General features: G+C 63.9%; 9 protein-coding genes. 2 read left to right on the forward strand and 7 right to left on the reverse strand.

Going from position 1 to position 12,316, the window contains the following annotated elements:
- Positions 1-81: 81 nt before the first annotated feature.
- From recJ to BJ122_RS06765, 6 genes are all read right to left on the reverse strand, one after another.
- Entirely contained in the window at positions 82-1,920 is a 1,839-nt protein-coding gene (gene recJ, locus BJ122_RS06740) for a single-stranded-DNA-specific exonuclease RecJ (protein ID WP_110780347.1), read from the reverse strand.
- Positions 1,921-2,133: 213 nt separating this feature from the next.
- Positions 2,134-2,853: a haloacid dehalogenase type II gene (locus BJ122_RS06745; protein WP_110780454.1), complete on the reverse strand. Its 720-nt coding sequence runs from the start codon at positions 2,851-2,853 to the stop codon at positions 2,134-2,136.
- Between the two features lie 44 nt (positions 2,854-2,897).
- Complete coding sequence (glpX, locus tag BJ122_RS06750) at positions 2,898-3,896, reverse strand: class II fructose-bisphosphatase (protein ID WP_110780348.1); 999 nt, start codon at positions 3,894-3,896, stop codon at positions 2,898-2,900.
- 61 nt (positions 3,897-3,957) lie between these two features.
- Entirely contained in the window at positions 3,958-5,277 is a 1,320-nt protein-coding gene (locus BJ122_RS06755; protein ID WP_110780349.1) for a homoserine dehydrogenase, read from the reverse strand.
- A gap of 105 nt (positions 5,278-5,382) precedes the next feature.
- Positions 5,383-6,600 (reverse strand): LL-diaminopimelate aminotransferase, encoded by a 1,218-nt coding sequence (locus tag BJ122_RS06760; RefSeq protein WP_110780350.1) that lies wholly within the window; start codon positions 6,598-6,600, stop codon positions 5,383-5,385.
- Between the two features lie 175 nt (positions 6,601-6,775).
- The gene (locus BJ122_RS06765) at positions 6,776-7,114 is read right to left on the reverse strand and encodes a transposase (RefSeq protein WP_245407639.1); all 339 of its coding nucleotides are present in this window, start codon (positions 7,112-7,114) and stop codon (positions 6,776-6,778) included.
- A 259-nt stretch (positions 7,115-7,373) separates the two neighbouring features.
- On the opposite strand from BJ122_RS06765, the gene BJ122_RS06770 reads away from it, so the two are divergent.
- Positions 7,374-9,179 carry a PHA/PHB synthase family protein gene (locus BJ122_RS06770; protein ID WP_110780456.1) on the forward strand — a complete coding sequence of 602 codons (1,806 nt, stop codon included), beginning with the start codon at positions 7,374-7,376 and terminating at the stop codon, positions 9,177-9,179.
- A 274-nt stretch (positions 9,180-9,453) separates the two neighbouring features.
- Positions 9,454-11,883: a bifunctional diguanylate cyclase/phosphodiesterase gene (locus BJ122_RS06775; protein ID WP_245407640.1), complete on the forward strand. Its 2,430-nt coding sequence runs from the start codon at positions 9,454-9,456 to the stop codon at positions 11,881-11,883.
- 12 nt (positions 11,884-11,895) lie between these two features.
- Here the strand turns inward: BJ122_RS06775 and BJ122_RS06780 are convergent, their stop codons facing one another.
- Entirely contained in the window at positions 11,896-12,258 is a 363-nt protein-coding gene (locus tag BJ122_RS06780; protein WP_110780352.1) for a hypothetical protein, read from the reverse strand.
- Positions 12,259-12,316: the final 58 nt, after the last annotated feature.

Genomic DNA, 12,316 nt, shown 5'->3' on the forward strand with positions numbered 1-12,316 from the left:
TTGCAACGAATATGGGGTCAATTCCGTCAATGCCCCGCCAGGATCGGACTGATCAGCACACCAAGAAGCCCGCAACGCGAACTATCTGATCATGTTCGGACCCGGGTCCGGCACCGCGACGTCGATCACCCGAAACTGCACCCGCTCGGCACCCTGCCAGCGATCGACCGCGAGGCAGCCGGCGACATGCAGCTGCTGACCACGGTTTTCGGTGAGCGCCTGGCCGAGCTTCTGACCCAGCACCCGGAACGCGATGCCATTGACCATCGCGCCGTCGCCGGACTTGAAGCGCAGCCGCAGATGCGCCTGGCCGACCTCCTCGGCATAGACCAGCTCATGTGACGGCAGCGCGATCACCGGCTCGGGATTGGCGCTGCCGAACGGCCCGGCACGGTTGAGCGTTGCGGCAAGCTGCGTCGTCACCCCGCGCGCCGACACCGCGCCGTCGATGAACAGCTCATTGACGTGGCGGGCCTGCGCGACCTCGGCCGAAAGCGCCGCTTCGATATAGCCGCGGAATGCCGCGAGCTTGTCCTTGCGCAGCGTGACGCCGGCCGCCATGGCGTGGCCGCCGCCCTTGACCAAGATGCCCTCGTTCACCGCCTGCCGCACCGCTTTGCCGAGATCGACGCCCGGGATCGAACGCCCCGAGCCGGTGCCAAGCCCGCCCGGCTCAAGCGCGATCGCAAAAGCCGGCCGGCCGAACTTCTCTTTCAGGCGCGACGCCACCAGGCCGACCACGCCCGGGTGCCAGCCTTCCGACGCGGTCACGATCACCGCGCCCTTGTCCTCCAGACCGAGCGAGGCCAGCGCCTCGGCCTCAGCCTGCGCTTCGGCCATCTGCTCGATCTCGCGGCGCTCGGTGTTGAGACGGTCAAGCTCGGCGGCGATCTTGGCGGCTTCCGAGACGTCGTGCTCCAGCAACAGCCGCACGCCGAGATCGGCGCGGCCAATCCGGCCGCCGGCATTGATGCGCGGGCCGAGCATGAAGCCGAGATGCCAGGCCTCCGGCGGGCCGTTGAGCCGCGCCACATCCATCAGCGCGGTGTGGCCGACATGGTCGCGGCGCCGCATCGCGATCAGGCCCTTGGCGACGAACGCCCGGTTCAGCCCGATCAGCGGCGCAACGTCAGCGACGGTGCCAAGCGCGACGTGATGCAGCATGTCGAGCAGATTGGGCTCGGGCCGCTCGGCGTTCCAGAAGCCGCGCTGGCGCAGCTCGCGGTTGACCGCGACCAGCGTGACGAACACCAGCCCGACCGCGGCGAGATGGCCAAGGCCGGACAGATCGTCTGGCCGGTTCGGATTGACCAGTGCATCGACGATCGGCAGCTCATCGCCGCATTGATGATGATCGATCACCACCACCGCCATGCCGAGCCGCCGCGCTTCCGCCAGCGGCTCCAGGCTGGTGGTGCCGCAATCGACCGTCACCAGCAGCTTGGCGCCTTTTTCGGCGAGGCCGCGCACCGCGTCGACATTGGGGCCGTAGCCTTCAAAAATCCGGTCCGGAATGTGGATCAGCGGATCGAGCCCGCAATGGCGCAGATGCCAGGCGAGCAACGCCGCCGAAGTCGCGCCATCAACGTCATAATCGCCAAAAATCGCGATCTGTTCGCCGCGCATCACCGCATCGGCCAGCCGCTTGGCGGCCGCTTCCATCTCGGTGACCGTGTGCGGATCGGGCAGCAGCTTGCGGATGGTGGGATCGAGGAAATCCGGCACCGCGTCGAGTTCGACATCGCGGCCGGCGACCACGCGCGCCAGCATTTCCGGCAATTGATAGCGCTGCACGATCGCGAGCGCGCGCGCCGCGCCGCGGGCGTCGAGCCGGTCGCGCCAGCGCCGTCCGGTGGCCGAACGGGTGACGCCAAGGAACGCCGGCACCGACTCGGTCGGCAAAGCAATCGGGGGAGACATCAGTCGAAGCATCCTACGTCGCTGACCATCGCGACCAACCACACAAGGGATGATAGCTCGAATTGCCAAGGCGCAGCAGCCAAGGGCCACGCTGCCCACAAGCGTTGTTTGGACCCATAGCGTTTTCGAGCGACGAGGAGACCGGTTCGCGTCAAGAAAATGCGTCAATGAATAAAGTTTAGCTTTGGTTCTGATTCCATCAGAACCAAAGTTCTAACAGCCCATCTTGTCGGCGAGATCGACAAAATCCTTGGCGACCAGGTCCCAGCTGCCTTCCGGCTGGAAATCGCGCACCTGCAGCGGGCCATATTCGGTGCTGCGCGGCACGAATGCGGTCTTCAGGCCGAGCGCCTGCGCGGCGAACAGATCGTCATTATGGGCCGCGACCATCATCAGCTGGTCGGGCCGCAGGCCGAGCAGCCTCGCCGCACCGAGATAGGTTTCCGAATCGGGCTTGTAATGGCCGAACAGCTCGGCGCTCAGGATCAGATCCCAAGGCAGGCCGGCATATTTCGCCATATTGGTCAGCAGCGCGACATTGCCGTTCGACAACGGCGCGATGATGAAATTGCGCTTGAGCGCGGTCAGCCCGGCCACGCTGTCCCGCCAGGGATCGAGCCGGTGCCAGCCGCGGGTCAGATAATCGAGATGCAGATCGGTAAGATTGGCGATGCCGAACTGCTCGACCAGCCGTTCCAGCGAGCGGCGATGCAGCTCATCGAGTGGCACAAAGCCGTTTTCGGGATGCCGCCGCACCTCGTCCATCGACGGCACATAGGCCTGCCGCCAGGCATCGACCAGCGCAGTCCAATCGGCCTTAATGCCGTGGGTTTGCGCCCAGCGCGTGAAGTCAGCAATCAGACTGCTACGCCAATCGACGACGGTGCCGAACACGTCGAACACCATTGCCTTCACTGCGTGTAAATCCGGCATGGCGCGCATTGCGTTGATCCTGCAGAGCGCGCCATCAGCGCGGCTCAGTCGAGATGGAACTTGTCGAGCTGGCGGTGGTCGGCCTTGATGTAACGCACCGTGCCGGTGACGGAGCGCATCACCACGGTTTCGGTCTGGATCACGTCCTTGCGGAATTTTACGCCGGACAGCATCGAACCGTCGGTGACGCCGGTGGCGGCGAACAGACAGTCGCCCTTCACCATGTCTTCGATGCTGTAGATCATGTCCGGATCGGAGATGCCCATCGACTCGGCGCGGTTGCGCTTCTCATGGGTGTCGAGGATCAGCCGAGTGTACATCTGGCCGCCGATGCAGCGCAGCGCCGAGGCCGCCAGCACGCCTTCGGGGGCGCCGCCGGTACCGATATAGATATCGACGCCGGTGTTGTCGGAGTCGGCGGTGTGAATGACGCCGGCGACGTCACCGTCGCTGATCAGGCGTACCGAAGCGCCGGTCTTGCGGATCGAGGAAATCAGCTCGGCGTGGCGGGCACGATCGAGCACCAGCGCGGTGATCGACGAAGTCGGCACGCCCTTGGCTTGCGCCAGGCGGCGGATGTTGTCTTCCGGCGGCGCGTCGATGTCGATCAGGTGCTTGTCATAGCCCGGGCCGATCGCGATCTTCTGCATGTAGACGTCGGGCGCATGCAAGAGCGTGCCGCCTTCGGCCATCGCCATGGTGGCAATGGCGCCCGGCATGTCCTTGGCGCACAGCGTGGTGCCTTCCAGCGGATCGACCGCGATATCAACCTGCGGGCCGGCATTGATGCCGACCTTTTCGCCGATGAACAGCATTGGGGCTTCGTCGCGCTCGCCCTCGCCGATCACCACGGTGCCCTCGATCGGAATCCGGTTGAGTTCGCGGCGCATCGCGTCGACGGCGGCCTGATCGGCCGCTTTTTCATTACCCAGGCCGCGCAGCCGGGCCGCGGACACCGCCGCGCGCTCGGTAACGCGCACGATTTCGAGCGTCAGAATGCGCTCCAGCAATAGCTGCGGCGGAACGGAAATCGTCGTCGACATTATTAAACTCCTCAAAAGCGCCCGCCTCTCGCGTCCGGAATGGACGACCTGCGGCGGACGATTAGTTCTTCTCGATCCGGATCACCTGCGGCCGACCGCTGATCACCTTGTCGCGCTGCACGGCCGCAAGCGCGCGCCGCACCGCATCTTCAGTGGTGGCATAAGTAATCAGGATCACAGGCACCGGCACGGATTTCTTGCCGGTACCGACCTCGCGGCTTCCATCAGGATGCCGCTGCACAATGGACTCGATGGAAATACCCTGCTCCGCCAGCCGCGCCGCAATGGTCGCCGCGGTGCCGGGCAGATCGCGCGCCAAGAGCCGGATGTAGTAGCCACCTTCGTGACGCTCCATCGGCGCCTTCTTCGTGGTGCCGAGCTTGGCAACCGGACGGCCAAACGGCAGCGCACGCAGACCGCGCGCGGCGTCAGCGATGTCGGCCACCACCGATGCGGCGGTCGCCGCCGCGCCGGCGCCGGGACCGACCAGCGTGATCGGCGAAAATCCTTCGCCATCGACGGTCACCGCATTGGTGACGCCCATCACCTGGGCAATCGACGACGAGCGCGGCACCATGGTCGGATGCACGCGCTGTTCAATGCCGGTCTTGGTGCGCACCGCGACGCCGAGCAGCTTGACCCGGTAGCCGAGGTCCTGCGCGGCGTTGAGATCTTCCGGCGTGATCGACGAGATGCCTTCGACCGACACCGCGCCTTCGGCGACCTTGGTGCCGAACGCCAGGCTGGCCAGGATCGACAGTTTTTGCGCGGTATCGTGGCCATCGACGTCGAACGACGGATTGGCCTCGGCATAGCCGAGCCGCTGCGCGTCCTTGAGACAGGCCTCGAACGACAGCCCCTCCTGCTCCATGCGGGTCAGGATGTAGTTGCAGGTGCCGTTCAGGATGCCATAGATGCGATTGACATCCGTTCCGGCCAAGCCCTCGCGCAGCGTCTTGATCACCGGAATCGCCGCGCAGACCGCGGCTTCAAAATTCAAGGCAGCGCCTTGGCGCTCAGCCAGTTCGGCGAGCTTGGTGCCATGCTTGGCGATCAGCGCCTTATTGGCGGTCACAACCGATTTGCCGGCGCGCAGCGCCGCTTCGATCGCCGACAGCGCCGGTTCGTCGGCACCGCCCATCAATTCCACGAAGCAATCGACATTGGGATCGTTGGCGAGCGCCAGCGGGCTCTTGGCCCACACCACGCCCTTGAGATCGAGGCCGCGCTTCTTGGCCTTGGAGCGCGCGGTCACCGCGGTCACTTCGATGCCGCGCCCACAGCGCTGCGCCAGAGTTTTCTGCTGCCGTGCGATGACACGGACCACTTCGGCACCAACGGTGCCAAGCCCCGCGATACCCAATTTCAGGGGAGCGACCATAACGCGATCTAACCTGCCGGAACGTTGCTACTGGAGCATGATCGGCACCGGGCTACAGCGACTCCGCGGGGGCATCCCCGCGGAGAACTGTCGGAACGATCATGCCTATCGCCGGGTGGCGATCGGGACGACGTTGTGCAACGTTTCGACGCCGCATTCAAGGAACCGGCGCACACCGCGCGCCGCTTGCCGGATGCGCTGTTCGTTTTCCACCATGGCGATGCGGACGTAACCTTCGCCGTGCTCGCCGAAAGCGACGCCCGGCGACACCACGACGCCCGATTTTTCGACCAGCAGGGTCGCGAACTGCATCGAGCCGATGTCCTTGAAGGCCGGCGGCAGCGGCGCCCAGGCGAACATCGAGGCGCGCGGCGGCGGGATCTCCCAGCCGGCGCGGCCGAACGATTCCACCAGCGCGGCACGGCGCTTCTTATAGGTCTCGCGCATCTCGCGGATGCAGTCGTCCGGGCCATTGAGCGCCGCGGTGGCCGCGACCTGGATCGGGGTGAACGCGCCGTAGTCGAGATAGGACTTCACCCGCGACAGCGCAGCGATGATGCGCTCGTTGCCGACCGCAAAGCCCATGCGCCAGCCGGCCATCGAGAAGGTCTTCGACATCGAGGTGAACTCGACGGTGACGTCCATCGCGCCCGGCACCTGCAGCACCGACGGCGGCGGCTCGTCGTCGAAATAGACTTCGGAATAGGCCAGATCGGAGAGAATGAAGATCTCGTGCTTTTTTGCGAACGCGACCAGATCCTTGTAGAAATCCAGCGACGCGACATAGGCAGTCGGGTTCGACGGATAGCAGACGATCATTGCGATCGGCTTCGGAATCGAATGGGTAATCGCGCGCTCGCAGGCCTCAAAGAACTGCGGGGTCGGCTCCGACGGCACCGAGCGGATCACGCCGCCCGCCATCAGGAAGCCGAAGGCGTGAATCGGGTAGCTCGGATTCGGACAGAGCACCACGTCGCCCGGCGCGGTGATCGCCTGCGCCACGTTGGCAAAACCCTCCTTGGAACCGAGAGTCGCCACCACCTGGGTGTCCGGATTGAGCTTCACGCCGAACCGGCGCTCGTAATAGGCGGCCTGCGCCTTGCGGAGCCCGGTGATACCGCGCGACGCCGAATAGCGGTCCGTGCGCGGCTTACCGAGCGTTTCCTTCATCTTCTCAATGACATGGGCCGGCGCAGGCAGGTCCGGATTGCCCATACCGAGGTCGATGATGTCCGCTCCGGCGTTGCGCGCGGCGGCCTTGGCTCGATTGACCTGCTCGAACACGTAAGGCGGCAAACGGCGGATACGGTAAAATTCTTCCATGGCTGCAACTCCCGAACCTTCAAGGACAGGACCGTTAGCGCGTTCTTACCCGAAGGGAAATCCGATTCGCGTGAAGATTCGCGCAACTTGACGTTTTGGCGCAGGTGACCGGCTTGGCGGGCTGACCTGCTATGCGCACTGGTTGTTCCTGCCGGCGGCAGGTCTGGCGCGGTGACTATTGTGCGGTCGCGGTGGTTGCGCCGGCAGCAGCTGCGGCGGCCGCGGCCGCCTGTCTCTCCCGTGCTGCAATCAACTCGTTCTCGACCTTGGCGCGCTCTTCCGGCGGCAGCACCTTTTCCGGGCGCTGCGCCGGGGTGAGATTGACCGCCATATAGCCGTCGGCATCCCTGGCGGTCGCCGGATCGCTGCCCCCCAGCGACGGCAATTCAGCCAATGGAATCGAACAGCCGGCCAGCGCCAGCGATGCCAGCACGGCAGCCGTGACATGCGCAGCAGCGCGGGCACCGCGCTGGCCTGTGTTCAGTCCGGACAATCGCACGTCGTTCTCTTGCATCTGGCATCCAATCTCTCGGCGGCACACGACCACCCCCACGTCCCTCGTGGGCCGCCTTCCCCGGCGCACACAATCCTTCCTCCGCGTTCCGAATGCAAGATCGGCGCTCTCCGCCATCCCCCGCCAATCGCCCGGGCCCGCCATCTTTTGCCGCAGTGCAACACATTGAAATCAACGGAATTAACCGAACTGTGTCATGATGCCATGCAAGCGGTGGAAAACCGCACCGGGAAAACCGAAACGCACTTAGAGTGGCATGATGACTGACGTGATTGTTGCCGACCCCAAGGATCGCCCTAGCTTCAATCCAGACGCCTTCGCCCTCAATCTTGCGAAAGCGATGCAAGCATCCGGTCAGGCGCTCGCTGCCTACCTGAACCGCAGCGCCACCCAGCCCCCGGACAAGCCGCCGCCGGAACTGGCGGAAGTGGTCAAAACCTTCTCCCAGGTCGCCGAATACTGGCTGTCGGATCAGAAGCGCGCCGCCGAACTGCAAACCAAGCTTGGCCAGTCCTATCTCGATCTGTGGGGCCAGGCGATGCGCCGGATGGCCGGCGAAAAGGCCGAAGCGACCATCGATCCGCCGCCGCGCGACAAGCGCTTTGCCGATCCGGAATGGCGCTCCAATCAGTTTTTCGATTTCGTGCTGCAGGCCTATCTGCTGACCACGCAATGGGCCCATGCGCTGGTGCGTGACGCCGAAGGCCTCGATCCGCATACCCGCAAGAAGGCTGAATTTTACATCCAGCAGATCACCAACGCGCTGGCGCCCTCGAACTTCGTACTGACCAATCCCGAAGTGCTGCGCGAAACGCTGTCATCGAATGGCGACAATCTGGCGCGCGGCATGCGCATGCTGGCCGAAGATCTCGCCGCCGGCAAAGGCATGCTCAAGATCCGGCAATCCGACCCGAGCAATCTCGAAGTCGGCGTCAATATGGCCACCACGCCGGGCAAGGTGATCTATCAGAACGAGCTGATGCAGCTCATTCAATATCACCCGACGACTGAGACCGTGCTGCGCACGCCACTGCTGATCGTGCCGCCCTGGATCAACAAATACTACATTCTCGATCTGAAGCCGGAAAAGTCGTTCATCAAATGGTGCGTTGATCAGGGGCTGACGGTGTTCGTGATCTCCTGGGTCAACCCGGACAAGTCGCTCGCCCATAAATCGTTCAGCGACTACATGAAGGAAGGTCCGCTGGCGGCGATGGACGTGATCGAAAAGATCACTGGCGAACTCAAAGTGCACACGCTCGGCTATTGTGTCGGCGGCACCCTGCTCGCCACCACCCTCGCCTGGCTCGCCGAACAGCGCCGGGTGCGCGTCACCTCGGCTACCTTCCTGACCACCCAGGTCGACTTCACCCATGCCGGCGATCTGATGGTGTTCGTCGACGAGGAACAGGTCGCGGCGCTCGAGCAGGAGATGCAGGTCACCGGCGTGCTCGAAGGCTCCAAGATGGCGATGGCCTTCAACATGCTGCGGCCCAACGACCTGATCTGGTCCTACGTGGTCAACAACTACCTAAAAGGCCAGCAGCCCTCAGCATTCGACCTGCTGCATTGGAATTCCGATGCCACGCGCATGCCGGCCGCCAACCACTCCTACTATCTGCGCAACTGCTATCTCGATAACCGGCTGTCGGCCGGCAGCATGGTGCTCGACGGCGTGCAGCTCGATCTCAGCAAGGTCAAGGTGCCGATCTATAATCTCGCCACCCGCGAGGACCACATCGCGCCGGCGCAATCGGTGCTGTTCGGCTCCAAATTCTTCGGCGGCCCGGTGAAATTCGTGCTGTCAGGCTCCGGTCATATTGCCGGCGTGGTCAATCCGCCCGCGGCCGGCAAGTATCAATTCTGGACCAATGAGTCGATTGCCGCTGACACGGTCGAGGAATGGCTGAAGGGCGCCGAGGAAACCCGCGGCTCCTGGTGGCCGGACTGGCGGCAATGGCTCGAGACCCAGGACGCCGAACAGGTACCGGCCCGCACCGTCGGCACCGCCGAACTGCCGCCGATCGAAGACGCGCCGGGCAGCTACGTGCGAATCCGAGCCTGACAGGCTTGTTTCAAGCTAAAGTGAGCGCGGCGGCCTGCGCCGCGCCATTTGGCGACACTGGTCAGCGGCCGTTGGGATCACGACCGCGAACATCATCGCGACGTCTCAACGAATCTCGTGTCGCGCGAGCAAAGATCAAAACGCTCGCCCTAGTGGTTCCACGTATTCGGCACTCCCTCGTACGACTGCGCACTGCTAGAACTTGTTGTTAGTCAATTCATCGAAAACGACTGCTGTCTTTACTGCTCTGTTACCACTCTGGTCGGCTAATTCCGTGAAACGCGAGATCAGCCACCGGATGCTCAAGATCTATACTTGCTTAGCTGTGGACCACGACCTCCGCCTGCTGGTGGTGGCCTCGGCGATTTGCCTGTTTGTGTCGACCGTCGGGGTCGCCCTGTTCAACCGGGCCAGGGCCGCATCCGGTCGCATGCAACTCGTCTGGCTGACTTTCGTCGCGATGTCGGCCGGATTTGGTGTCTGGTCGACCCACTTCATCGCCATGCTGGCCTATATCCCGGCGGCCCAGGCCAGCTATGACCCAGGCTTGACGCTGGTGTCGCTGGCGCTGGCCATATTGGTGATCGGCGCCGGCGCCGCGATTGCGTTGGTCGGTCCGTCGATCTGGTACGTCGCAACGGGTGGCGCGGTTGTCGGTCTCGGTTTTGCGGCCATGCATTTCTGCGGCGTTACCGCAGTGCAGCGTCCGGCACTGATGATCGCCTCGCCAGAATACGCCTCTCTCGCGGCGACATTGGGGGTGTCGCTGTCGATCCCGGCCGCTGTGATCGCGGTACGCCGTGACGACATCATTCACACCGTTATCGCCGCACTGCTGTTCTCGCTGGCGATCCTGTCGCTGCATTTCACGGCGATGGCCTCGCTTGCAGCCGTGCCTGATCCCGATCAGCTGACAATCGACTCGTCGATGTCCGCCGCCACATTGGCGCTCGTGATCGCGGGCGCCGCAGCCGCCATTCTTGGCGGCTGCCTGATCGCGGCGCTGATCGACCGCCGTTCGTCGAGCGTCATTCAACGGCAAAAAATGCTGCTCGACATCGCCACCGAGAACATTCCGCAGGCACTGTGCATGTTCGACGCCGAAGGACGGGCGAAGCTGTTCAATACCCGCTATGCCGCGCTGATCGACATCGATCCGGAGCAGCTGAAGGGCATGAAGCTCACCGATCAGTTCCAGCTGCGCAAGACACGCGGACAGTTTGCTGGCGATCCCGAAGCGACCTTCAACGCGATCCTCACCGACATCAACTCCGGTGAGATGGTATCGCGCACCGATCAATCGGTGCTGCCCGGCCACGTGTTGCGCATCATCGAACAGCCGCTGCCGGATGGCGGCTGGGTTGCGACCATCGAGGACATCACCGAATGGCGAAAGACCCAGGAACGCATGGTGCATCTGGCGCGCCATGACTCGCTGACCGATCTGCCCAACCGCTTTACGCTGCGCGAGGAGCTCGATCGCGCGCTGCGCTATTCCCGGCGCGAGACCGGGGTCGCGATCCTCTACATCGACCTCGATCATTTCAAGGAGATCAACGACACGCTCGGCCATCCGATCGGCGACGCCCTTCTGATCGAGGTCGGCCGTCGGCTGGTCGGCTGCGTGCGCGGCGAAGACACCGTGGCGCGGCTCGGCGGTGATGAATTCGCCATCATCCAGATGAGCCACCACGATCCGGAATCCGACGCCGCGGCGCTGGCGATGCGGATCGTCAGCGTGATCAGCATGCCTTACGAGATCCAGGGACACCATATCAGCATCGGCACCAGCATCGGCATCGCGCTGGCGCCGGCCGATGGCAGCGAACCCGATCAATTGATCAAGAATGCTGACCTCGCGCTGTACCGTGCCAAGTCTGAAGGCCGGGGCGGCTATCGGTTCTTCGAGCTGGATATGGATGCTCACGCTCAGACGCGCCGGCTGCTGACCACCGAGCTGCGGCTGGCGCTGGCGCGCGGTGAATTCACCCTGCGCTATCAGCCGATCCGAGACACGGAAAGCAACCGCATCCTGTGCTTTGAAGCGTTGCTGCGCTGGGAGCACCCGACCCGCGGCACGCTGCTGCCCGATCAATTCCTCGATCTGGCTGAAGACACCGGGCTGATCATCCCGATCGGCGACTGGGTGCTGCAGACCGCCTGCACTGACGCTATGCAATGGCATAGCGACGTCGGCGTTGCGGTGAATCTGTCGGCTTCGCAATTCCGGCACCCGCACCTAGTGCCATCGGTGGCCGCCGCGCTATCGTCCTCTGGGCTGGAGCCGCGTCGGCTGGAGCTGGAAATCAGGGAATCGGTGCTGCTGCGTGAAGCGACCACAGCACCCGCGACCTTGAAGGCGCTGCGGGCGCTCGGCGTGCAATTGTCGATGGACAATTTCGGCGCCGGCTACTCGCTGCTGAACTCGCTCAACACCTTTGTTTTCGACCGGGTCAAGATCGACCGCAGCTTCATCCCGGAGATCGACCGCAGCAGCGATGCGCTCTCAACCTTGAGCGCGGTCACGGGTCTTGGCAAACGGCTCGGCCGGGTCACGGCCGCAACCGGCGTGGAGAACGCCGAACAGTTGCGGCTGTTGCGGCTCGCCGGCTGCTCCGAAATCCAGGGCCTGGTGGTCAGCCCGCCCTGCACGGCGGCGGAAATGAAGCGCCTCGCCAAGCACGACGACCGGTTCGTGGCCTGATCGGCTGCGCCGCTACATATTCGCCAGCCACAGCAGAAACAGCACGAAGCCGGCAGCGCCGAAGCTGGAATGGGTGGCGACCACGATATTGGCCGACATCGCCGAACGGCGCGCGATCATCGCGCCAGTAAGCCCGGTGAACATCGCGATGCCGAACAGCGCGGCGGCGGCGATGCCGAGTTGCCCGGTGCTTTCGGGCGCACCTGCGGGGGTGCCGCGCATCAGCATGATCAGCAATTCCAGCCCGCCCATGCCGAGCAATAGGTGGACGCCGATGATCACCGACTTACGTTCGCGGCGCAGGAAAGCCAGCACCAGATACAGTCCGAGCAGCAGCGATGCCGTCAGCATCCCCAGCACGGGCAGTACAGTCATGTTTGACGATCTCCGTTCGCAACCACCGCCATTGAAGGTCGGCACGCCGGGAGCGTCA

This window comes from Rhodopseudomonas faecalis (assembly GCF_003217325.1).
Classification (GTDB): domain Bacteria; phylum Pseudomonadota; class Alphaproteobacteria; order Rhizobiales; family Xanthobacteraceae; genus Rhodopseudomonas; species Rhodopseudomonas faecalis.